This window comes from Parabacteroides sp. AF17-3, from assembly GCF_003635445.1.
GTDB classification, from domain to species: domain Bacteria; phylum Bacteroidota; class Bacteroidia; order Bacteroidales; family Tannerellaceae; genus Parabacteroides; species Parabacteroides goldsteinii.
This window is the reverse complement of sequence record NZ_QTMM01000003.1, coordinates 351029-376659: the sequence shown is the minus strand read 5'-3', so window position 1 is coordinate 376659 and position 25631 is coordinate 351029. Positions and strand designations below refer to the sequence as shown.

Genomic DNA, 25631 nt, shown 5'->3' with positions numbered 1-25631 from the left:
ATCAGAATATAATCCATCTATAAGAGTATATTATCTATTGATTTTTTATCGAGAACACGATTCCTTTGCATCATAATTTCACATATTATTAAATACTCATGAAAAAGTACTTATCAGTCCTATTTATCTTTTTAACCCTAATGGCCTGCCGTCAGGTTGATGACAAACAATCCCTGCAAGGGAAATGGCGCTTTGCCCTCGATCCCAATGACCTCGGATTAACTGAACAATGGTATAACAAATCTTTAAACGACACAATTCATCTGCCCGGTTCATTACAGGAACAAGGTTATGGCGACAATGTCGGAATAGAAACACCCTGGACCGGACAGATCGTCGACAGATCATGGTACGATGCTCCCCAATATGAGAAATTCCGTCAGCCAGGAAATATCAAAGTTCCTTTCTGGCTGAACCCGGACAAGCATTATGTAGGAGTTGCATGGTATCAGAAGGAAGTAGAGATACCCGCTTCATGGAACGGCCGGCCGGTAGAACTCGAACTGGAACGCACGCACTGGGAAACGACGCTCTTTCTGGATGGCATGGAAATGGGGAAACACGAATCACTGTCCACTCCGTACAGACAAACTTTTAATGAATTGTCCCCCGGAAAACACACGTTAACTCTCCGCGTAGATAACCGGGTAAATATAGAAGTGGGCACAAACGCACACAGTGTATCCGACCATACCCAATCGAACTGGAATGGTGTCATCGGGACAATCAGCCTGACAGCCAAACCGTCCCTCTACATAGACGATATACAGATTTACCCGAATATCACAAACAAAACGATCAAAGCTATAGTTTCGTTGGACGGAACAATCGGAACGAACGGTTCTTCCCTACTTCTTCAGATAGAGAAGAAAAATGGAAGTATCGTTGGCAAACCTTACAAAATAGAGATCACTTCTGGTTCCGGTATAATACAGGAGGCCACTCTAGCAATGGGTGATGACGCTCAGCTCTGGTCTGAACACACTCCGAACCTTTACACCTTACGTGCAGTTATCAAAAACGGCGAAAATAAAGAAGAACAATGCCGCACATTCGGTCTCCGGGAGTTTAAGGCGAACGGTACGCGTTTCGAAATAAACGGACAACCAGTATTCCTTCGCGGGACTCTGGAATGTTGTATATTCCCACTAACAGGCTATCCGGCAATGGACAATACTTACTGGGCAAAAATATATAACCAATGCAAAGCACACGGTCTAAATCATGTCCGTTTCCATTCCTGGTGTCCACCGGAAGCAGCTTTCGCAGTAGCAGACAGCATGGGTATTTACCTACAAGTCGAATGCGCAGGCTGGGCAACAGTTGGTGACGGAGGTTACTCCGACCAATGGTTCCGTGACGAAAGCGACCGCATCCTGAAAGAGTACGGTAATCATCCTTCTTTCTGTATGATGGCTTACGGTAACGAGCCGGGAGGAGCCAATCAGGCTACATATTTGTCAGGCCTGATAGATTATTGGAAATCAAAAGACCTCCGCCGCGTCTATACAAGTGCCGGTGGCTGGCCTTATGTTGAAAACGCCGACTATTGGGATCCTATGGAACCACGCATCCAACGTTGGGGAGAAGGTATGAACAGTATCATCAACGCACAACAACCCCGTACTGACTTTGACTTTGCCGACATTATCCGGAAAAATATGCCGACTGTCAGCCACGAAGTCGGACAGTGGTGTGTCTATCCGAATTTCAAAGAAATAGAAAAATACACAGGAGTACTGAAAGCTAAAAACTTCGAGATATTTCAGGAAACCTTGAAAGAACATCACATGGCTGACTTAGCAGACGATTTCCTGTTTGCATCAGGACGCCTGCAAACACTTTGCTACAAAGCAGACATTGAAGGGGCTCTCCGTACGCCCGGTTTTGCCGGCTTCCAATTACTCGACCTGCATGATTTTCCGGGACAAGGAACAGCCCTTGTCGGCGTTCTTGATCCCTTCTGGGAAGAAAAAGGTTATGTAACACCGGAAGAGTATAGTACTTTCTGTAACAAAACAGTTCCTCTTGTCCGTTTCCCGAAAATGGTCTGGCTGAACAACGAGACATTGAACGTTCCCCTCGAAGTGGCACATTTCGGAGAAAAACCGTTACAAGCAGCCAATATCACCTGGGAGATCAGCAACCAGGCAGGAGAAAAGATTGCACAGGGCAACTTCGTGAAAGACCTGCCCGTAACCAATTGCATTCCTGCCGGAAATATCGAATATCCATTCTCCGGCATAGAAAAACCGACACAATTGGTTGTCAGTGCGGAAGTGAAAGAAACCGGCAGTAAAAACCAATGGAATATCTGGGTATATCCGGCAAAACAAGAAACGGTAGATAAACAACCTTATATAACTTCGACATTGGATAACCAAGCCATGGCACAACTGGAAAAAGAAGAAAACGTCCTGCTCCTGTTGTCACCCGGAAGCATCCTGCCGGAAAAGGGAGGAAATATCAGTGTCGGCTTCTCCTCTATTTTCTGGAACACGGCTTGGACCAACAAACAACCGCCTCATACGCTCGGTATCCTCTGTGATCCCAAACACCCGGCACTGGCAGCTTTCCCCACAGAGAAATATAGCGATTATCAATGGTGGGACCTGGTAAGCCATTGCAATGCGATGGTACTGGACGACTTCCCAGCAGATTACCGCCCGGTTGTACATCTGATCGACGACTGGTTCACAAACCGGAAGTTGGGAATCCTGTTGGAAGGTAAAGTCGGTAACGGCAAACTGATGGTATGCAGTGCCGATCTGCAAACGGAACTGGATAAACGTCCGGCTGCCCGCCAGTTCAGGCAAAGCATCTTGCAATATATGGCATCCGACCGCTTCAATCCGTCTGTATCACTTGATCCGACACTAATCAAATCATTATACAAATAATTTAAAACAAACATGAAACGACTCTCTGTAATTGGCAGACTAGTGCTGCTTTTTGCCTTCGCGCTGGTTTTTCAGGCCAGGGCCCAGCATGTAAATCTGAAAACCCGTTCCACCCAGATAGGGATAAACAATGAAGGTTACTTTTCTTCTATCCAGGTAGAAGGCAAGGATATTCTCCATACGGGTAAATATCCGCTCGTAACGGCCTGCACGGACAACAAACTCATAACACCGTCCAAAATGAGTGCCAACGGAAACCAACTTAAACTAACGATGTCCGACGGCGGCACAATCACACTGAAACATAAGGAAAGCGATGTCTGCATCACATTGGAGGTAGCAAATATCCCGGAAAAATACGACGTATTACTGTTCGGCCCGTTAGCTGTTACGATCAATGAAGTTGTTGGAGACGTGGTCGGTGTCGCACAGGGTAACGGCGTTGCTTTCGGTATACAAGCGCTGAACATTAAAACGAATGCCGGTATCCCTGAGGAATACGGGCAATTGATTACCAGCACATACGGTTATAAAGGAAAATCTGCTGAACTGTCGGTAGCCAGCATCCCGGACTTCAAACTGGCAGCCGCCGATATTTCTGACGGGACGGTATTCCATTTCTCCGCCCGCAGAAGAAACAAACAGGAATATCGCAAAGTACAGCAAATACAGAAATCACTGGTCCTTCCGGTCGAAGGGGAAGACGGACTGATAAAAGGTTCAAAAATCGCTCTCTTCGGCTGTAAGAATACAGATGCTTTAGCCCGTATCGGCGAGATTGAAATCGAGCAGGGACTTCCCCACCCGATGTTCGACGGCGAATGGGGGAAAACAGCTCGCGCAGCCATGAAATCTTATCTGATCTCTGATTTCTCGGAAGACAATTTTGATATGATCCTGGACAAGGCTAAGATTGCCGGTTTCGAATACGTTTACCATAGTGGCCCGTTCCTGGACTGGGGACATTTCAACTGGGACCCCAAATTCACCAAAGGCGGGGATGAAGGCGTAAAGAAGATGGTAGACAAGGCAAAGGCACAGGGTATCGCTGTCGGTGTCCATACCCTCAGTAACTTCACGACTACAAACGACGCCTATGTAACACCGGTTCCTTCCGACCACTTGCTGAAACAAGGCATACTCACCCTGACAGCCGATCTGAACAAAGACCAGACCGACATTACAATCAAAAAGTCAGACCTGTTCTCCATGCCGATGACGCTCAACACCCTTCAGATCGACAAAGAGCTGATTACTTACGGCACAACAGAAGAACAGGGAGAAAACATCCTGCTGAAAAACTGTAAAAGAGGTGCCTGGGGAACAACAGCCGCCAGCCATTCACAGAAAACACCGCTGTACAAACTCTGGGACTACCCTTACAAAACCCTCTTCCCTGATCTGGTCCTGCAAGATAAATACGCTGACCGCCTGGCTGAGATAATGAATAAAACAGGTATCCGCCAGATATCCTTCGACGGTCTGGAAGGATGTTCCTACACCGGTCAGGACGAATATGCAAACAACCGCTTCGTCTATCGCTTCTACAATCAGCTCGACCAGAATGTGCTTAACGATGCCAGCCGCCTCAGCCATAACTTATGGCACATCCACACTCGTATGAACTGGGGTGAACCCTGGGGCGAAGCGATGCGCACCGGTCAGGTTGAAAATCGTATCAAAAACCAATCATTCTTCCACCGCAACCTGTTCCCGCGTATGCTAGGTTGGTTCCTGATCCGTCTGGCCGACCGTAATTTCGAATGTTCTTCCCTCGAAGACCTGGAATGGGCATTATCCGAATCAGCCGGTTTCGATGCCGGTTATGCGATGACAATCAACAGTAACACACTGCGCCGTCACGGACAAATCGATAAATTACTGGAAGCGATCAAAAACTGGGATAAGCTGCGCGAAGCAGAAGCATTCACGGACGAGCAGAAAGTCCGTCTGAGAGACCCGCAGACAGAATGGCACCTGGAAAAAACAGACGAACAGAACTACAACCTGTATCCGCTCTATATATCCAAACATTTCCGTTGCAACCTGTCCGAAATGCAACCGGGACAACCGGGCGGTGCCGACTGGTCATGGAGCAGTCCCTACGAAAGCACATATGCCATCCGCCTGAAAGTAGATGGAGACGGAACCATCAAAGACCCGTCATTCACCACGCCTCAGGGGGTGATTAAGTTCCCCTGCGAGATTTCAGATCGCCAGTATCTGCTTTACACATTCGACGGTAAGGCCGTAGTAACCGATAAGAACTATAATGTAATCAGCGAAGTGCAGCCCCAGGGAAAAGCCGTACTTCCCGTAGGCTCATCAGCCGTAGCCTTCTCCTGTGAGCAGACCAGTGAAGACGCTCCCGAAGTAATCATCCGTTACATTACCAAAGGGACTCCGGAAGTGATAAAACTGAAGAAGTAACAAATCCTCGGCCTGCCGGATAGCATCACAGGTATCTCCTTATTGAAGCATTTGTTTCAGTAGGGAGATATTTTTATTATATAGAATGATTATCCGACTTCAATTCATTAAATTGTTTCACACGATACTCTCTCGGGGAACAACGGACCATCTTTGAGAACAGGCGGGAAAACTGGGAAAGGTTGGTGATGCCTACTTTTTCCGCAATTTCGATAATCGACATATGGGAAGTAAGCAGTAAAGTCTGTGCCCGTTCGATTCGTTTCATCTGGATATATTCGCAGGGAGGCATGCCGATAATCCGTTTAAAGACTTTGGAAAAATGGTCGGGAGTAATACACATTAAATCAGCCAGAACCGAGACAGAGATACGCTTGTCCAGATGCTTATTTATATATTGTATAGCCACATCCAGTTTTTCATACAAGCTGTTCGCCTCCGGTGAAAGCAAACACTCTTCCGTTATAAAACGGGAAAACAGTTGCAGCAGGATACCGCTACTCTCTACCAGATTGGAGAATGTCGAAACCGAAACCTCATCCTCCCGGGTATAAATATTCCTGTCGTTATCATAATGCTTCGGGTCGGACGTTGGCAACGACTTATACGGGTTCAGCGCCAAAAAACGTTCCATCAGGGAATAATCCATCGGAGTAGCCTCTATCTGCAAATCCATTTTCATCGGATTGCTGATACCTTTCCCTCCTTTCGTCTCATCGAAAAAACAGATATAATAATGCTCCATAAAATCATCACATTCATAACTATGGAAAGCAAACTTGGGTATAAGGAAAAGTTGTCCGGGCAATAGTTCGTATCCCTTCTGATTAATATAGACTTTTCCTTTCCCTTTCGTAATCAGGTAAAGCCGGTAAAACGGACTGATGACATCCTGATAATTCCACCAGGTTTCAACCCGGGAATAGTCAGCATAAAGTAAGGGTAACGACAGGTCGTAAGGAGAATAAGAGACAAGCATATCAGACATTTATTAGTTAACCGGTGTAAATGTAGGAATAATATTTAAATGTACAATATCGGATTATGCAAAGTATTCATCTTATTTTGTCAAAGATTATAGCCGGATAGCCTTTACTTTTGTAATTACTAAACTTCATCTTATCACATAATTCTAATTACGCTATGAAACGGCTTATAACAGCATTACTTATCGTGTCCGGACTATGTAGTCCGTTCCTCCTTTCGGCGCAGGACTCCTGGCAAAGCCTGATTAACAGGCTTACCTATTACTCACCGGAAAAATACAAATCGGCAATAGATAACCTGAAAAAGAAATATCCTGACAGTTACCACCCCGATAAAGATTGGGAGAAAGCGCTCAGCGAACTGAAAACCGATAAGGAAACACTTATCAGCGGTTTGAAAGCCAAGGACCCCAAAGCGGAAAAACAGGCAAAGAAACTGTTGAAACAACTGGATGCCGCCCTGCTGGCCAATCCTTTGCTGGCGGACAAACAGGTGGTAGCTATCCGCCGGACGCTGGGCGATAAGGCCCGTACAGCCATGAGCGGGCAACTGGGCATCGCCCCTTCCAATTTCCAGAATAATTCGGAGATTGGAAATCCGAAAGCAGGCTGGACCAACGAGTTTGTTTCATTAACCGTCAACCCTGATAAAATAAAACAATCTCTCCTGTACAAACCGGAAGACGGAAAAATCATCACCGATCCGGAACCGCACTTCGACGGGAAAAGACTAATGTTTTCTTCCATCGGTACCTCCGACCGCTGGCATCTGTTCGAACTCGACCTGACCACAGGTAAAGCCCATCAACTAACCCCGGATACATATAAAGATTTCGACAGCTTCGACGGATGTTATACACCGGACGGACGATACATCTTCTGTTCGACAGGTACCTTCTTCGGACTGCCTTGTACAGATGGAGGAAATAAAATGTGCGGATTATTCCTGTATGATCCAAAAACAAAACAAACCCGTCAGTTGACATACGACCAGGACAGCAATTGGGGACCGGTCATGATGGACAACGGTACTGTGCTCTACCAGCGTTGGGAGTATGCCGACCTGCCCCATTCCAATTCGCGCCTGCTGTTTACCATGAATCCGGACGGCACCACACAATCGGCTTTCTATGGTTCCAACTCCTACTTCCCGACTTCATTCTTCAATGCTCGCCCCATACCGGGACGACCATCAGCCGTGGTTGGCATAGCCTCCGGTCATCACAGCGTTTCGCGCAGCGGACGCATGCTGATCATCGATACCAATAAAGGCCGCCACGAAGCGGACGGAGTTGTTGCCGAAATCCCGTATGCCGGTAGAAAAGTGGAAGCTGTCGTTCGCGACCGCCTGCCCGACGGTATATGGCCGCAGTTCCTGCAACCGTATCCATTGAACGATACATACTATTTGGTTTCCATGAAGGAAAACCCGGAAAGCTTGTGGGGACTTTATCTGGTCGACACGTTCGATAACCGTACTCTGATTGCCGAAGAGGAAAACGTTGCCTACCTTGAACCGGTACTAATGGACAGTCGTAAATCACCGAATGTAATCCCCGACCGTATCAATCTGGCATCTTCAACTTCCACTGTTTTTCTGCAAGATATTTATGAAGGTGAAGGACTAAAAGGTATTCCACGTGGCACAGTAAAGAAACTACGCATCGGCTCTTTCAGCTTCAGCCCGTGGGGTCAAGGCGGATTGCTGGGCACCATCGGTATGGACGGACCGTGGGACATCAAGCGAATCCTGGGCGAAGTGGATGTCGAAGAAGACGGCTCGGCCATGTTCACAATCCCTGCCAATACGGCCGTATTCGTACAACCGCTGGATGCAGAGGGAAAAGCATTACAGGTTATGAGAAGCTGGTTTACCGGAATGCCGGGCGAAACGGTCTCTTGTATAGGTTGCCATGAAGAAAAATCAACAATAGCCATTCCGAAGCGGACAAAAGCATCCCTGCAAAAACCGCAAGCCATCAAAGAATGGTACGGGAAAGAGAGAGGATTCAGCTACCGTCACGAAGTACAACCCGTTTTGGATAAATATTGTATCTCCTGCCACAATCAGGACAAACTTGGAAAACCGTACCTGAAAGGGGACAAATGGATTAATGACTGGACTTCAAACATATCGGGAAGAGCCTGGAAAAACGGCGGACATTTTACACTTTCGTATGCCAACCTGCACCGTTACGTGCGTAGGCCGGGTATCGAAAGCGATATGCACATGCTGGTTCCGATGGACGTACATGCCGATCAAACCGAACTGATGCAGATTCTCCAGAAAGGGCATTACGGCGTTAAACTGGATAAAGAGTCTATGGAGAAGCTAGCCTGCTGGATAGACTTCAATGCACCTTTCCACGGACGCCGTTCTGACATTCCGAAGTTTGAAGATGCAGAAAAGAGTAATGAACTTCGTGAGCTATACCGCGAAATGTTCGGTGCCCCGGAATCGACAGCCGAATGGTTACCGGAAATCCCGCAGAATATAGAACCCGTCAGATTTGAAAAGGAACAGAAACCGTTAGGCGATACCCTGCTGGCTAAATGGCCTCTTTATGACCCGACCGAAAAATCATACGCACAATGGGACAACACGCAATGGAAACAATTGGCATTAGGCAACTTCCAGAAAAGCATCCCGCTGGGTAACGGTATTACTCTGGAATTGGTGAAAATCCCGGCAGGTTCCTTCATCATGGGTAGCGATCGGCATCCGGACGAATTGCCCCAAACAATCGTACAGGTAGACAAACCTTTCTGGATGGGGCGTTTCGAAATCACTAACGCACAGTTCAGGGCCTACAACCCGGCACACGATAGTCGCGACGAACACCGCCACGGCTACCAGTTCGGACGCAAAGGCTATTCCATGAACCATCCCGACCAGCCGGCCGTACGCATCTCCTGGCAGGAAGCGATGGATTACTGTAAATGGTTATCCGAAAAGACAGGCATGAAGTTCTCGCTTCCTACCGAAGCGCAATGGGAATGGGCTTGCCGTGCCGGAAGCGATACGCCTTTCTGGTATGGTGACATGTCGGCCGATTTCTCACGCTATGCCAACCTGGGAGACATCAAGCTGAAAGAATTTGCCGCCTGTACCGCTTATAAATTCTACGAAAGCGCCATGGTGATAGAGAATCCCAATAAATACGACGACTGGATTCCGCGCGACACGACTTACAACGACGGAGGTTTCATCTCCGAACCGGTAGGACGTTACGTCCGCAATCCATGGGACTTGTTCGATATGCACGGAAATGTATGGGAATGGACCTTGTCTTCCTATCTGCCTTACCCGTACAACGAAAATGACGGACGAAACGAATTGTCTTCGGAAAACGGCAAACGGGTTGTACGCGGAGGTTCCTGGTACGACCGTCCTTACCGTTCGACATCTTCTTTCCGCCTGCCGTACCGTGAATATCAGAAAGTATATAATGTTGGATTCCGTGTAGTAATGACTGAAGAATGATAGAACGCTATTTTAAATATCTGTTTTGCATTGTAGTAGTAATTAGCACTTGTTGCTCGTGCAGCAATACCAGAGAAAAGTTGCTTGTTTCCGGCTGTGGCTGGAAACAGGTAGCAATTCTCGACAAAAAAACAGGAGAGATAGAATGGAGTCACCCGCTTAACAAAGGGGAAGACTGCAACGATGTTGAAATAACCAGGGAAGGAAATATCCTGTATGCCTACACTTCCGGTGCCCGGATGATTACCCGTGACCAACAGACGGTGTGGGACTTCAAAGCAAAGAAAGGGGAAGAATTATTCACCGCAACCCAGCTACCTTCCGGCCATTACATGCTGGCAATCTGCGGCACCCCTTCCCGCATCATCGAACTCGACCCGCAAGGCCATCCTGTCGAAGAGATTAAGTTTGACACCAGCATCACAGGTGTGCACGACCAGTTCCGCCAGATTGTAAAGACACCGCAAAACACTTACCTGATACCACTGATGGGAAAAGGGGAAGTAGTTGAAATGACTAAAGAAAAGGAAATTATCAACAGGGTCGAATGCGGTGGCAACCCCTTCGCCATCCAGATACTGAAAAACGGAAACTGGCTGGTATCCTGCGGCGATGCGCATAATTTCGTGGAGATAGCCCCCGCCGGCAAACAGATTGTCAGAAAAGTCGGAAGCGACGACTTACAGAACATCTCTTTGTTGTTTGTTGCCGAACTGGTCCGGTATGACAACGGAAACACGCTGATAAGTAACTGGAACGGACATAGTAAAGATAAATCGCAACCACTACTGGTAGAAATAACTCCGGATAATACAGTTGTCTGGGCGCTTCCGCTACATCAGGACATTATCAATATCTCAGCCGTCTATTCATTCAGGGAATAAGACGGCTATTCCTTTTTTATTCTTCAATAAGCCATTGTCCGATATTACGTTCGGAGGCGTCGAACATAACGCCGACTTTTATCTGTTTACGGTTATCAGCCATATAGGGTATCAGGTATCCTTTATCATTGATTTGTTTTAAAGCCGCTTCAGCAGAACCATTCAGTTTAAATTCAAAAATATAGATAGAATCTTGTGTTTTAACTACAGCATCCGCACGCCCCCGGGCACTCCGTACTTCCGCATCACAAAACTGCCCCATCAGTTTAAATACCAGATAAAAAACAACTTGATAATGACGTTCAGTCTTATCATTCAACTCATACGGAAAATCAGCAAAGAATGCTTTCAAACGTGTCAGGAAAGAGTCCACATCGCCACTTTCCAACTCACGAACAAATTTACCGATATAAAAACCATTGTCTTCATCGCCGACAGATGTGTAAAACGGAGTTATGAAATCAAGAAAACCATATTTTACCTCATCATTGGGAAATCGCAAAGTATAAAGATGGAAACGCTCATCATAATCCTTTATCGTCAGATAACCGCTTTGATAAATCAATGGGATCGGATTATTTTCGGCTACCCTATATTCAGAGAAAGCAGACTCTTTCATCTCCACACCATCGATTAACGTCCGCAAATCGTATTCGCTCTGCTTTAATAATTCCACCAAAAATGTCGGTGTACCTGTTTGAAACCAATAACTTCCAAACCGGCTAAAACTCAACGTATTTAATAAACTAAACGGATTAAAAACAAACCGCAAATAACGGTCCGCACTTTTCAATACGCCATAAAACGCTTTCAGAGTCTTTAGGTATTCCGTTTGCAGTTTTTCATCATTAAATACCTGTAACAAAGGCTTATCATATTCATCTATCAAAACAACAACCTGACGTCCTGTCTTTTCGTAAGCACGTGTTATCACACCTATAAAACGGTCAGACAAACTATTCTCTCGCGTATCTTTACCCCAAGTATCTTCCCATCCGTTGATATGACGTTCCAGTATATATGTTAATGCTTCAATAGAAGTATATTTTTCTGCATTTAGATCCAGATGCAACACAGGATATTCCAGCCAATCCGTTTCCAGTTTCTCGATAGCCAGTCCTTTAAACAACTCTCTTTTCCCCTGAAAATAGGCTTCAATGGTAGACAACAACAGACTTTTACCAAAACGGCGGGGACGGCTCAGGAAATAAGGCTTTCCCATAGTTGCCATTTTATAAATCAAGGCTGTTTTATCAACATATAAAAAACCCTGGTTCCTTATATCTTCAAAACTTTGTATGCCTATCGGTAATTTTCTTACGGCTGCATTCATAACTTTATTTTTTCTCATATAAATATAGGATATTATATCACGTAATAGATTAATTAGAGATGTAAAATTACCGTCTCCCTTAAACGCCGTGCGGCGTCTTGATGAGACGTAACGTTGCGTTTAGGGGAGACGATGGGTTGCGTCGCGGGGAGACGTAAGGCGGCGCCTCGATGCGACGCGGGGAGGTTATTCGATTTCGGGGCGGTCACCATCGCCACTTCCACCCGTGCCTACGGTGAGAGGGCGTTCGTACTCGATGGTACGGGGCTCTTTCAACAGGGTGGTTGTGTTGGAGAACTGGGTGACGATACGTAAGGTGTACTGACCGTCTGCCAAGTCTGATGGGACACGGGCCAGGAGGCATTTCGGATCGTTCGTTGTCAGGCGGCGAGTGACGGGATGCTCCGTACCGTCGCTGGCGATGAAGAAGACACCGACACCTGCGGCTTCACCGGATACACGGATCTTTTCGCCTTCAATACGGATATCGTCGCCGGGAGTGATGGTATCATTGGAGAGGCCGGTGACCGTATCGATAACCAGGCCAATATTAGCACCGCTATCCTTCACCGTCAGAACTTCCACTCCGACATGGCTCAAGGCTTCACGCATTTCAGAAGAGAGCGTGATATCGAGCGTCACCTTATGTTTCTCAGGATCAAATTTGGCACTCGAGCCGATCCATGGACCTAGCACACGCGGGGTGTACTGGCAGGTTTTCGTTAATACACTGTAACCGTCCATAACCGCTTCACGGATGATGCGGTCATGCTGGTTGATGATCGATAACAAGGTATCGTACTTATATTCCGAACCTTCATTTACTATCCGCTGCGCGATATCTTCGTTACGCAGGGAGTTTTTCATGGTGGAAACTTCGGCTGTGTAGTCGTTATCCACATCTTTTGTCAGGAGGTTCAGGCGGAGCCAGACCTTCCAGAATTTAATGTAATTTGCCATGATTAATAATTTTATATTACTAAGTTTCTTCTATTTTCGAAGAAATTTTCTATTTTCTTTTTACACAACGGAGATTACAGATATTTTTTTCTCCTAAAGTCCATGTTGAGAACCATCCATTAAAAAATCTAAGTCCCCAACCTATTGGATCATTATTCGAAGCCCAATAATAAACATCTCCAGGATTATTTCCATAAGCCTTCTTTACTTGAGGATACGAGTTCAAATTATAGGCAAGAGTGTTACCTTCAGAAATACCCATAATTGTCAGATTTTCTCCATGAGAAGGAATCCACCAACCCGAAGGACAAGCTGTTCCGTTTGTAACTCTATTACGCATATCATAATATGAAATCGAATTTGCAGAATTAACAGGAGCTACCCAATAACTATTTACAGGATTTGCAGGATACTTACTTCCCGGATAAACAATACCTGCTTGATATTGCGAAATACCAAAACTTTTAGAACTTTGTGAAGGATAATTATTAGAAACAGTTATCGTAAACCTAGATTTAAAGCTTGCAAAATAATTGTCTGCATATACTCTTTGAACCCTAATCACACTTTGTATGGCTCCAGAAGACAATATTGTTTTGGAATATTCTATTGCTTTAGCCCAGGAAGAGCCACCAACGGTAATTCCTTTTGGCGAAACGACTGTAAATTCACAATAAGAATCTGCACATGGGAAATAAGTGATTTCAGGCGTTGCATTGCTTATATTATTAATGGACGAATAATCGGAGTTATCTGTATAGTTGCTAAAGACTAATTCCTTTTTTATAGAATAGACCGTATATACTTTAGTTATTGAATTATCAGCTTTACTACGGAATGTCAGTTTCTGACTTACTCCTGTAGAAGCACCAGCACCTACGGAAAAAACATATGTGTTCGTATTTTTATCTGTAATTGTTTTATCCACTGTTAACCAATCAACAGTTGCATCCAACTCAACACCTCCGACGGCATTTACATTCAACGTTATTTCATCATTCGGGTTATTATATAAGCGCAAAATATCTTTACTTGCATCGAACTCCGCATTTCCAGCAATAGCAGAAGTGGCTGTTATATCCGATTTCAACTTCAATTTAAAAGTCGTCTTTTTCGTTTCATCCCCTTTGTTTACTATATGTATTGTTTTTCCATCAAGAGGATACGGATCAGGGAAATCTGCAGCAGATGAGTTTAAAGTCAAAGTATAATTGCTTTGCGACTGGTCTTGTTCTGTTGCCGGAGATATGGTTAGCCAATTACCGGGAGTATCACCGTCCGGGAATTCCAGTTTACTTCCGCCGGAAGAAAAAACGCTAAACTCTACAGCAGGAGAAGTCACTGATGAGGATTGATAAAGCACTATTTCTCCGGCATCAACATCAATCGTACTACCACTGGATATAGTCTTTTCCTTGACCACCGGATTGGCTATCGGCTGCACTATGACAACCGTTTCTTTGGCTGAAATCTTATCAGTGAAACGGATGAAGGCTACAGGGAATTTTGTACCTATATATTCATTTTTCTTGCTTACAGTATATATTGTTGGCACAGCTTCCGCTTTCGTTGGCATATAGTCAGCCTCCGGATTGATGGTTAGCCATTGATGATCGACATCTCCATTTTCATAGTATAACGTAGTAAAGTAACCGGACGTTGAGTTTCCTTCTATCGTAAACTGAACATCATTGGTAATTGCCATTGTTACCGTACGGGTATCTGTATCATACGTCCCATTTGCATCTGTGATATTTACAACCATACCATTCTCATCCGCTTCCCCACCCGGTTCATAATCATCTATATTACCTTCGTCCGTCCAGTCTTCCACATTGATCGTGAAGTCAAGATGATATTCGTCGGCTTTAGTAATATTGACCGTGTAGCGGTGATTCTGGGATACTTCTATATAGTTGCCATCTCCTTCGGGTTTGAAAGGCACTTTATAGGTGACAGGGACATTTTCGGTCTGGTTAGTGGCATAAGTCCCCGATAAGATCAGGTAACCACCATCTCCCATTGGACTGGGCCAGGTATAGAAAGCGCCGAGACAGTTACCTGTATTTGCTTTCTCTCCATCGAACGGACGAGCGGGATAGGTGATCAGATCGCCGCTAGCGGCTGTCGGCAAAGTACCCGTAACTTTTAAAGGAAAGAAACTTACTCCCCGACGGCCATTCGCCATGCTGACCGATTGGATCGTAAACTTAGAGGTGGCAGCATCATTCACGATATCGAAACGAGCCACCGAACGGGTCAGGCGGAAACCCAGTTGCAAACGTGCCGAAACTGAGAAATCGGTCAGGTCGAGCGGCGTAGCATAGGCCCCGATCATGGGCAGCGGGGTTTTTAGTATGTCGGTTGCCGATGCGGGGTCGAGTTGGATACTTTTGAAGAGCAGGAAATCGGACTCGGTCGGAGTTCCTTCCGTGACAGTGTTACCCGGTTGTCCCGGATTCGATTGCACGAGCGGAATAAAGCCATTAAACACGGTATCAGTGGCCGGATCGATCAGCTTGCTTTGGTTGGCGATGCAGTAGAGTTTGACAAACAAGCCTTTTTTCAGGGATAAAAGGGCATTCGTCTGTTTGCCGTCGCTACCGACTGCCGTCAGATCGAGAGGCGTCACATCATTGCCCGACGGCATCTCCGCACTGCTTTCACGATAGCTGAAACGTTCCTGATAGGTGTAGGTTCCATTCTCGGTCGTACTGCCGAAGACGTAGATGTCGAGCGACGAGATTTTGTTCTCATCGGTTGTGGCGATCGCATCACCGGCCTTGGTCTTTACGACCGACAATTTGTTTTTAAGCGTTAGCATCACTTCACGGCGGGCCTCGCTTCCGGAGGGGTCCGGGGCAGACGTCCGGTGCTGTTCCTCCGTCTCGCTGGTGCAGGACGCCACAGAGAGAAGCAGGGTAAACAGGCTGATTCCATATAACTTATTAAATAGTCTCATCTTTATTTTCATTTGTTGATTGACAATCATTCTTTTTCTCGTTCAATGCGGCCAGCAGGAATTTGCCGGGCTTGAACTTCACACTGACACGCGCCTCGATGCGGCAGGTCTCACCCGTTCGGGGATTACGGCCTGTCCGTTCGGTCTGGCTCCAGGCAAAGAAGGTGCCGAAGCCTTGCAGCGTGAGCCGTTTACCGGACTGCAATGCGTCCGTGAGAACGCCCTCCCAGGCGTTCACAATCTCAACAGATTGGGATTGGGTCAGGGAGAGGCGTTCGGATAGGCATACTACTAAATCGTGCTTATTCATCAGATGGATGGGGAGGCTTCTTTTAGTTTCACATTCACTGTTGTTTTCGCACCTGTTGCCGCAGAGGTAAACGTCAGCGTAGTCGTGTACGTCGCATTATCCTTTGCCGTCGGCAACGTTATCGTATAGATACCTTCGGCTTCCGCAGAGCTGGCAGGAGATACCTGAATCCAGTTGTCCGCCGAAACAGTACTGCTTCCGGTCTCGGGCGATTCGCCCGGTATGGCAACGGCAGTCGCTTTCAGCTGGATGGCCTGCCCGTCTTCATTCAGGAGCGTCACCGTCCGGGTGGCCGCATTGTAGGTATTGTTGTTACTTTCTTCTTCCACCAGGCTGATATCCGGACCTGTCTGGTCTTTCGGTACAACGATTACATCCAATGTCTTGCCGCTGGCTACATTGGTAAGCTGAATGGTTACCGGGCGGAAATTGCTCATATCGGCAATACCGTCCGCCGTTTTATATGTAAATTTGGTAAGCATGGAGGCTTTCGTCGTGTTCGTCCTCTCACCATCTACGACCAGCCATTCGTCACCACCGGCATAATCCAGTTTTTCGGTGATGCCCTCCACCTTCACATTGTTCGATGCGATGGTAAAAGCCAGTGTTTTCGCAGCTTCGGTAGTCATCATCACCCTGCCGTCTGCGAGCAGTTTCACTTCCGGGCTATTGCCTGCATCGGCCAGAGCCAACGCATCTTTGGAAAAGTCGTTATCCGGCTTGTAATTGTCGACTGTGCCCTCGTCCGCCCAGTCAGCCACATTCAGCGTGAAGTCCAGATGGTATTCGTCGGCATCGGTGATCTTGACCATGTAACGGTGGTTATGCGCCACTTCGATATAGTTACCCGTCTCGTTGCCTGCGGGTTTGAAGGGGACCCTGTAGGTGACCGGGATATTGTCGGTCTTGTTGGCTGCATAAGTACCGCTCAGAATCAGGTAACCGCCGTCGCCCACCGGACTCGGATAGGAATAGAAAACACCTGTTCCTTTGGGACTCGCGGTTGTTTGGTCGGCTACATAGTCGCGGACCGGATAGGTGATCAGGTCACCGTCGGCAGCCGGCTCGGTTCCCAGGACCTTCACCGGGAAATAGGTGGCGCCGGTACGTCCGTTGCCCATACTCACCGATTCGATGGTGAACTTCGATTTCGACGCATCGTTCTCCACATCGAAACGGGCGACCATACGGGTCAGCTTGAAGCCCAGTTGCGTACGGGCGGAGACGGAGAAGTCGGTCAGGTCGAGCGGCGTGGTGTAGGCGCCGGTCATAGGCAGCGGGGTTTTCAGGATATCGGTCGGCTCGTCGGCTTTCAGGACTGCGGTATGGAGCGCCTTGAAGGCTGTCTCGGTCGGCACACCGGGAGTGACAACGTTATCCGGCTGGCCGGATTTCGTCTGCACCAATGGCTGGAAGCCGGCGAACTCTGCACCGGCAGCGTCGATCAGTTTGGTGCTGTTGGCAATACAGTAGACTTTGACGAAGAGACCTTTCTGCATTTTCAGCAGGGCGGTCGAGTTATCGGCTCCCGTATTCAGGGTGAAGCTGGTGGCATATTCGCCGTCGACAATCTGGCGGGCGTCTTCACGGTAATAAAACTGTTGCAGGAAGGTGTAGTCGCCTCCCTCCGTCTTGGAACCGAAAACGTAGACGTCGAGACTGTAGATATGGTTTTCCTCCACCGTGGCGATCACATCGCCGGCTTTCGTTCCGACAGGGCTGACTTTCAGTTTGTTTTTAAGGGATAACAGGACTTCACGGGTGTTGTTTGCCGATGCCGTGCCTTCGTCGGGAGGCGTCGGGGGTTCCAGTGTGTTTTCACTGGTGCAGGCGGCCAGCAGGAAGCTGGCGGCGATGCTGGATAGTTTATATTTTATGTTCATGATTCTTTTTTTTGTTATTTACAGTTTATTGTTTCTTCAACGTAATCGTTTTATCACCTCCGCCGGTAATCGCATTCGTTACAGTGATTGTTATATCATTTGTAGCATCTGCATTTACAGCCGTTGCTGCAGAAATCGTAATTTCTGCCGTACCATCTTCCGCTATAACAGAAGGAGGATTCGCAATGCCGGCCCAAGCACTGCTGACATCCGAGACAGCAATAACGGAACCTTTATAACCTTTGATTTTTACTTTGATTGTTCCGTATGAATCTTTAAAGGTTATCCCATTTACATTAATATCATCACCCACTATCGTTCCTGCACTGGCTGTATCCAACGTTTTCTCAAATGTTATCGCCGGATCCAACCAGGTTATAGTCAGTGTTGCCGTACGGGTTTCATCACTGCTGTTTTTAGCGGTGATAACCGTTGTGGCTCCGGCTGTAAACTGGGTGGCATCCGTTACTTTGACCTCGTAATTATCGTCAGATTCTTTAGTCATACTCAGACCGGTGACACTGGCAAAGGCGGCTACTTCATCACAGGTCATTTTTACATACACCTTACTGCCGTTAGCTTTATACATGTCGACTGTTGCTGTGCTTGCGTCAGGGAATGAGACCGTTCCGTTGAAGTCGCTGGCTGTTCCTGCTGTGGCGGCTTCCAGTTTGGGTTTGCTGGCGGCCTTGTTCAGCGTGACGGTCAGGTTGGCTGCTCCCGCCAGGGCATTGGTAAAGAGGAGGTCGAAGTCATCGAAGTTGGCTGGAGTACCTCCTTTGGCTGCAACCGTATATTCGGCATAACGGTTACCGTCGGTATCCGCCCAGGCATGGCTTTCGGTGATTGTCAGCCACGGACACTCCAGGCTTCCCGCTGTAAGGCCTTGCGGGGCATTTACCTTGAAGGTGAAGTTTCCGGTGGCCAGAACGTCCAGGTCGACCTTGATCGTATTGCCGATCACATCAGCGGCATTGTTCGTATCGGTTCCTTCTTCCATGGTCATGCCCGGTTCGGCCAGGGTTACGGTCAATTCGGTTTTAACGTCACCCGCTTCCTTGTTCTTGAACGTGATTTTCTGTTCGTTACCTACCAGTTCTGATACTTTATTGATCTTTACCGTATAAACAGTCGTATAACCATTCGTTTCACCTGCTTCTGCAACAAATCCGGCAGGGACTTCCACCGTTACCCCTTCGATACACATGGCTTCCACTTTGATAAGGCTGTTATTGAGCTTATACATCGTGGCGGTAGACGCTGCGATATCCACCGCGTTTCCGGTACTGTGTCCGTTTGCCACCTCTTTCAGGGACGGGGCGGCCAGCGGGCCGTAGAATGTCAACGTGGTCCACAGGTCGGGATCGTAAGAGGCGGCGTCGTTGATGAAAGTAACGTTTACAGGTTGTTTTCCCGTTGCGTCGGTAGATTTGAATACGAATGTCGTATACCATATGCCGTCCTTCTCTTCGTAAGTCGGGGCATCGAAGGTCAGCCAGGCATCGGGTGCCACATCGGCTTTGGTTGCCGGGGCTTTCTCTGCACGGATTTTACCGGTGGCTGCGAGGGTTGTCTTAAAGGATTTTCCATCCACTACCTTAAATTCAGTGGTGGAAGTTGTTCCCCCGGCATAGGTTACTGCGACCGGGATATCCGCGATATTGCCTCCGTCGGCAGCGGTAAATCCGGTGGCGACATCGAATACAGGTGCATCGTTACCCGGTTTGACTATCACACCACCGCCCGAAGTCCAGTCTTCCACTTCGAAGGTGGAGAAGATGTTTGATTCGGTCACGTCCGTGATGTGCAGCTTGTAACGGCTGTTGGCGTTGATGGCGATGTAATTGGCAGGCTCTGTAGGGGTGGCGTCTTCAGGGGTTTTGACGATAGGGATGTTATAGGTCACATCTATCGGCTGGCCTGTAGACGGGCTGCTGTAGGTACCCTTAATGATCAAAAAGCTCTTATCCGTGGCCAGGTTCGGATAAACATAAAGGGCACTTTCAAGGGTTCCCTGGTTGGCGTTCTCTCCTTTGTATTCGACGTCGGCATAGGTCATCACACCCGCAGGAGGCGTTACCTCCGCCAGTGCCGCACCAAACAGGGAGGCGTTCGGACGGCCCTGTCCCAAAGCGATATGCGTGATGGTCAAACGGGAGGTCGCCGTCGTATTGTCGATGTCGAAACGGGCCACGACACGTTTCAGCGTAATGGCGACTTTAGAGACGCTCCCGCTGATCTTCGTTTTCTCCATTCCCGTCATGACCAGGGGAGTTTTGATGATACCGTCCGCTGCCAGATTGGCCGTATAGGTGGCTTTGAAATCGGCCAGGTCGGTTGCCGCAGCGACATTCTGGGGCGCACCGTTGGCATCGACCGTTACGGCGGTCAGGCCGCCAAAAGCATTGCCGTCACCTTTAAAAAGGTCGTCCTGGTTCGCCACACAGACCAGTGTCAGATACGGAAGGCCTTTCAACTCTCCGGGTTTGATAGAGGCCTTATACGAAGAGCCCGACGATTGAAGGAGGAACTGGTTTCCGGTAGGGGTTGCCTCCGTCTTCGACCAGGTTTCCATGTAATAATACTCGTCATCACCCGCTTCTGCCGACGACGAGGCAAAAAGATAAACCTTCAGGTTCTTTATCTCATTCTCACTGTTGGAAGCGATGGTCTTCGTATATTCCTCGCTCTCATCGCTCCCGCTGAACACCAGCTGGATCTCACCGCCGGCACCGGACGGACTCTCCGTCGTGCCGTCATCGTTTGTACAACCGCTTCCCAGGCCGGACAGGGCCAGAAGCAACATTAAATACGTCTTTTTCATAACTACTCTTTTAAAGTGAATACTATATGTTTAAAAATCTCTTTCCTTAGCCAATCGCACCGCCTTCGTCCCAATCCGATTCCGTTACTTCCGTGACGATGATCTTATCGGCATAGACCGTGACCAGGATTTCGAACTCCTGCTCGATATTACGGTCCATATCCATCGGTTTTTTAGCAAAAAAGCGATACAGGTCCAGATCGCCGACGATACGTTCGTCGTTACGCCACAGGCTCCATAACTGGTGCGTGCCCGAGGTATAGCGGAAAGTGACGAACTCGCCCGTCACTTCGCCGTCGTAATTCATCGAGGCACGTGTCTCGTGATTGGTACGTGAGGTGCCGATGTATGGAACCGCATACGAACCGCCCCCCGGCTGTTCCTCACTCTCCCAGCCTTTCACAAAGCCGTATTCCGAGGCGATCCCCTTCATCCGCATCCGGTAGGTACCGCCTTCCGCCGGCGCATCCGCCATCCATTGCACCGTGACATGCAGCGAGGCATGGGCATGCGAGAGGTAAACACGGCGCCGGAAGTTCCGGCCTTCCTCCACGCGGAACGTCAGGTTGCCATAATACAACCGACCGGTGTTCGTCCGGTATCCCGGAGGGGCACCGGATGTGACGGCGCTCAGTTCCATATCGGCCAGCCTCTGTCCGGATTCCGGCTCTATAGCCAGGCCGTCACTGCCGTCGTCCGCCAGGTTGCCCCAGAGGACGACCGTATATTCACCCGCCGCCAGGTTGCCCTGCCAGCCGCGGATACTGTCGCCACGGAGGGGTTCGACGCCCAGCAGTTCACCCTCGCTATCGAACAGGTACTGCCGGAGGTTGTCGACGTAGACCGGCAGCTGGTTCTCGCTACCGCTGCCTGCATACCAATAGTCCAGGCGGGTATTGTAGGGACAAACGCCGGGTTCATCTCCGAAAGTGCAGCTTGATTGCAGTACTGTCAGTATCATAAAAATCAAATGCTTGAAATATGTCCGGGACCGTTTCCTATTCATCGCTTTCCAAATAACTTTCAGCTATCTCCAGATTCTTCCGCGCCTTGCGGGGCTCCACACCCACCGCCTTACGGAACCACACCGCCGCACCGGACGGGTCGCCTTCCATCAGCGTCAGCACGCCCAGGTTGTTCCAGGCACGCGGGTCCGCCTCCACCTTGCGCAGATAATCCCAGGCCGATGTAAGGTCGCCCGTCAACATAACAGCCGAGGCCGCATTCACATTCGCCACCACATCATCCGGAAAATGAAAGGCGGCTATCTCGTAGACTTCACGGTATTGTTCCGTCCCGGGACGGTAATAGCGTGCCACGGCATATATCTCCTTCAGGCTCAGCAGGTCGGGATGCGTATAGATCAGTTCGGCCGCTTCGTCGCCCTCCACTTTGCGGACATCGTATTGAACGACAACCTCTATACGCCGCAGTTTCGGAAAGTAACGGCGCATCATCTCCCTGTAGGGCGTCCCGCCCTCTAAATCCATCAATTGCTTTTCACGCCCGTTGAAAATCCCGTAACGGCGGATCACCCGGAGCACGGCATCCTGCCACGAAGGTTTTTCCTGCCTCATAAGATCGGACAGTCCTTCCCAGTCCTCTGCCACCGAAGAAACTTCCACCAGGTTGCGGGGAATGCCGTATGCATTCCGCAGGTAATAGGCAAAAAGCCCCGAACGCGCTTTTGCCAGCCGTTCATTGTCGCCGTAAGGACCGTCGGGGGAAGAATAGCCGCAGATACGGATACGCTCCACCGAGGTAAAGCGGTTATCCTGCAAAGGCACCATGATACGGTCGATCTTATCGATCTCTTCACATCGGTTGCGGCACATGGTTTAAGCTGAGTTTACGTACCAGCGTATCCACTCCCAGCAGTTGAAGGTCACAGCAATCTTTCACCTCCTGGCAGAGTAATAAAGAAGCCTGCTGCATCCACGAGGTGTAAGGGACGGACATCCGGTAAGTTATTTTCTTTGATCCCGTATGCCGGGTATCGCGGATGCGGAGATATGGGACGGAAGATTCTTTGCCGGCAGACAGGTACCGTTCGCGGCGGTCCTGACGCTCACGGATACGGCCGCTGATAATGACAGGGGGCAAAGAAAGAAGTTGTTTGGATGGTCCCAGCAATTGAGGGGTAAAAATAACGGCTGTGCTTGCGGACACATTCACTGCCTCCAGGTCCATATCGAGCAGCAGTTGCAGGCTGTCGTTACGCACAGAGACCTGCTGCGGCACGACACGGATATGCTGCGCGCCGGCAGGCAACGCAAAAAACACCAGGCAAACGGCCCATACATATATATTATAGAAGATGATATGTTTCATCGGACAAGTTATTTTAGCGTAGAAAATAGATGACTGAAAAACCGATACGCGTCGGGCCGAAATAGCTACGGCTGTAAGAACCGGATGCCTCCGCACATTCGGTACATTTATATTTGGTATATTTCATCGAAACATAACCGCCGCCGATCATCGCCTCTAATCCCCAGCGGTTGCCGACCGCCCAGTGGTAGCCATAGGTTACGCCGCCGCCATAAAGGTCACCTCTCAACACATGGTCTTTCAGGCCGGAAATAAACGGAATCATGCCGATATTGAAATGACCGTAATGACCGTGTACCCCGAAGAAATGCCCTTCAAACTTGCGGCACGGCCAGAAACGGACTTCCGGCTGTATCAGGTACAGATTCAGACGCATATCATCCGGATACTTCCAGGCGTTATAGGCACCCCAGATATCCATGGTGAATTGACGTCCCATCCCGAACTCCACTCCGGCATTCGGGATCGTGGTCGCCCAGAACAGGAGATTCGTTTTCAGTGCGGTTTGTTGTCCATACATATTTGTCGTTAGCAACAAACAACCGGTATACAGCAGCGATAAATAAAGAACCCTATACATTATATTAATACTAGATTTGGTAACTATCAGTGGGGTTCTGTCTCTTGGGAAGAGACGGAACAAGGATAAACAAAAGGCACAAGAATCAGGGATTCCAGCGGCTTTTATGACATCACTCCGTAAGCCGGAAATGGGCCGGGGCAACATCCGGAAAACAAAACGGGAAGACGGAAAACGGGAACAGTGGAAAAGTGTTTGTTTTTCAGGTTATATCATTAAGCATCCTTGCCCCGAAAGAGAGAAACTGCTGGAAAACAAACAGTAAACAACAGATAATCAACAATTAACGAACAGAAAAAGAAGCAGAAAGACAGACATAGAGAGACCCGAGAGAGGCATGAACAACAGGCCTTCTTTCTTAAAAGATGTAACAATATTCAGTAAATACATGAATATTAAGGCTAGCCATGTGAAAAAACACCGTACTAAATGGTGCAAGTATAAAAAAGAGTTAGTACATTTGCAAAGTTTTAACACTGACTGTCACCGACGGACCGTCTCTTCCCAAGAGACAGAACACACCTCACAATACGGCTTTACAAACAGGCTTTGATTTACAATCCTTCTTATGTATCACGATTTCATTGGCACGATCCACCCGCGAGGTATCCAGGAGCGCCATATAGATACGGGTCGTTTTAACAGACTCATGTCCCATACCCTGTGAGATAAGTTCTTCCGGTATCCCTTTCTGTGCGGCAACGCTGGCCCAGGTATGACGGGCAATATAAGTCGAAAGGTCGGCCCCGACCAGCTTTCCCAGTTTCTTCAAACGCTTGTTCTGAACACGCAGCGCACTCTGATAACCGATATAGTCCGGGCGGGAACCCGTAAGGACTGGGAACAGGAAAGGGCCGGATACATATTGGTAACGGGCAATCAGTTTCCTCATTTCAGGAAGCAGGCGTATCTGCAACTCCTGCCCGGTCTTGCGCCGGATATAGACAATCTTATCCCCCACGATATTCTTCCGCGTCAGATGGGCAAGATCAACAAAGGCCATTCCACGGGCATAATAAGAGAACAGGAACAGGTCGCGTGCCAGCTGCAACGCAGGCGACAGAAGCTGCAAAGCGACAAGACCCAGGATCACATTCTCCTGAACCGCACGTTTGCGCGTCTTTTCAATACCGGTATGGACATTACTGAAAAGCTGCGGGATGGCTTCGACAAGGTTATCCCTTACCGCCCGGTTACGGATAGCCCGGAGCACGCGAAGATAGAAAGAAACGGTATTGGCACAAACTCCGGAACTGAACAGGTAGGTCTCAAACTCTTTCAAAAGCGGCGCGTCGATCTCGTCCAGCCTGAGTTCGCAGCCACCCCGGAAATGCATAAAGACATTCAGCGTACTCTGGTAATGCCTGGCCGTTTCATCCTTGCCCTCCCCTTGCAGCACACAGATCTGTTTCTCCACATATTTTGTCAGGTTGGCAACGGCAAAACGTTCCTTACACGCCTCCACTATTTCATCCGGAGTAAAGGAACCCTTTTTCTCCTTCAAATAGATTACGGACCGGACTGTCCGGCAATCGCGGGAAAACTGCTCACGAATGGCATACAATTCTTTTGACCGTTCGGAAGTGCTTTCACCCGGGATATTGATTTCCTCCCTGCCTCCGTCCCACTCTTCTTCGGATAACTGGTACGGCAAAGCCATCTTCCGGACCTCGCGGCGATAAATAATCTGCACATAGAGCGGCATCCGCTTCCCAGCCTCTATCGACTTACGCCTTTTTACTTTTACTGATACGTTATACATAC

Annotated in this window: 16 protein-coding genes; 4 read left to right on the top strand and 12 right to left on the bottom strand. The window is 48.3% G+C overall.

Features of this window, described 5'->3' with window-relative positions:
• The first annotated feature begins 98 nt into the window (after window positions 1-98).
• Both DWW91_RS05910 and DWW91_RS05905 read left to right on the top strand, forming a co-directional pair.
• Window positions 99-2900, top strand: a complete 2802-nt coding sequence (locus DWW91_RS05910; protein WP_122327229.1) for a sugar-binding domain-containing protein — start codon at window positions 99-101, stop codon at window positions 2898-2900.
• Between the two features lie 12 nt (window positions 2901-2912).
• A complete protein-coding gene (locus DWW91_RS05905) occupies window positions 2913-5330 on the top strand; it encodes a hypothetical protein (protein ID WP_122327228.1) in 2418 nt (805 codons plus the stop codon).
• A gap of 76 nt (window positions 5331-5406) precedes the next feature.
• On the opposite strand, the gene DWW91_RS05900 is transcribed toward DWW91_RS05905, so the two are convergent.
• Entirely contained in the window at window positions 5407-6309 is a 903-nt protein-coding gene (locus DWW91_RS05900) for an AraC family transcriptional regulator (RefSeq protein WP_007659116.1), read from the bottom strand.
• Between the two features lie 164 nt (window positions 6310-6473).
• Between DWW91_RS05900 and DWW91_RS05895 the strand changes: the two genes are divergently transcribed.
• Entirely contained in the window at window positions 6474-9800 is a 3327-nt protein-coding gene (locus DWW91_RS05895; RefSeq protein WP_122327227.1) for an SUMF1/EgtB/PvdO family nonheme iron enzyme, read from the top strand.
• Window positions 9797-10684 (top strand): hypothetical protein, encoded by an 888-nt coding sequence (locus DWW91_RS05890; RefSeq protein WP_122327226.1) that lies wholly within the window; start codon window positions 9797-9799, stop codon window positions 10682-10684. The genes DWW91_RS05895 and DWW91_RS05890 overlap by 4 nt, the downstream gene beginning before the upstream one ends.
• 16 nt (window positions 10685-10700) lie before the next feature.
• On the opposite strand, the gene DWW91_RS05885 is transcribed toward DWW91_RS05890, so the two are convergent.
• The 11 genes from DWW91_RS05885 to DWW91_RS05840 all read right to left on the bottom strand — a co-directional run bounded on the left by DWW91_RS05885 (window position 10701) and on the right by DWW91_RS05840 (window position 25629).
• The gene (locus DWW91_RS05885; RefSeq protein ID WP_122327225.1) at window positions 10701-12017 is read right to left on the bottom strand and encodes an ATP-binding protein; all 1317 of its coding nucleotides are present in this window, start codon (window positions 12015-12017) and stop codon (window positions 10701-10703) included.
• A 186-nt stretch (window positions 12018-12203) separates the two neighbouring features.
• Window positions 12204-12977 carry a DNA-binding domain-containing protein gene (locus DWW91_RS05880; protein WP_122327224.1) on the bottom strand — a complete coding sequence of 258 codons (774 nt, stop codon included), beginning with the start codon at window positions 12975-12977 and terminating at the stop codon, window positions 12204-12206.
• Between the two features lie 49 nt (window positions 12978-13026).
• On the bottom strand, window positions 13027-15939 hold the full coding sequence (locus DWW91_RS05875; protein WP_122327223.1) for a fimbrial protein: 2913 nt from the start codon (window positions 15937-15939) through the stop codon (window positions 13027-13029).
• On the bottom strand, window positions 15926-16249 hold the full coding sequence (locus DWW91_RS05870) for an HU family DNA-binding protein (protein ID WP_122327222.1): 324 nt from the start codon (window positions 16247-16249) through the stop codon (window positions 15926-15928). The genes DWW91_RS05875 and DWW91_RS05870 overlap by 14 nt, the downstream gene beginning before the upstream one ends.
• Complete coding sequence (locus DWW91_RS05865; RefSeq protein WP_122327221.1) at window positions 16249-18132, bottom strand: hypothetical protein; 1884 nt, start codon at window positions 18130-18132, stop codon at window positions 16249-16251. The genes DWW91_RS05870 and DWW91_RS05865 overlap by 1 nt, the downstream gene beginning before the upstream one ends.
• Before the next feature lie 25 nt (window positions 18133-18157).
• Complete coding sequence (locus DWW91_RS05860; RefSeq protein ID WP_122327220.1) at window positions 18158-20956, bottom strand: hypothetical protein; 2799 nt, start codon at window positions 20954-20956, stop codon at window positions 18158-18160.
• Between the two features lie 46 nt (window positions 20957-21002).
• Window positions 21003-21962 carry a FimB/Mfa2 family fimbrial subunit gene (locus DWW91_RS05855; protein WP_122327219.1) on the bottom strand — a complete coding sequence of 320 codons (960 nt, stop codon included), beginning with the start codon at window positions 21960-21962 and terminating at the stop codon, window positions 21003-21005.
• The gene (locus DWW91_RS27995) at window positions 21955-22791 is read right to left on the bottom strand and encodes a tetratricopeptide repeat protein (protein WP_229102482.1); all 837 of its coding nucleotides are present in this window, start codon (window positions 22789-22791) and stop codon (window positions 21955-21957) included. The genes DWW91_RS05855 and DWW91_RS27995 overlap by 8 nt, the downstream gene beginning before the upstream one ends.
• Complete coding sequence (locus DWW91_RS27990) at window positions 22772-23287, bottom strand: DUF3868 domain-containing protein (protein WP_229102481.1); 516 nt, start codon at window positions 23285-23287, stop codon at window positions 22772-22774. Before DWW91_RS27990 ends, DWW91_RS27995 begins: the two co-directional genes overlap by 20 nt.
• 13 nt (window positions 23288-23300) lie before the next feature.
• On the bottom strand, window positions 23301-23867 hold the full coding sequence (locus DWW91_RS05845) for a DUF3575 domain-containing protein (protein ID WP_122327218.1): 567 nt from the start codon (window positions 23865-23867) through the stop codon (window positions 23301-23303).
• Between the two features lie 523 nt (window positions 23868-24390).
• Entirely contained in the window at window positions 24391-25629 is a 1239-nt protein-coding gene (locus DWW91_RS05840; protein WP_122327217.1) for a site-specific integrase, read from the bottom strand.
• Between the last annotated feature and the right edge of the window lie 2 nt (window positions 25630-25631).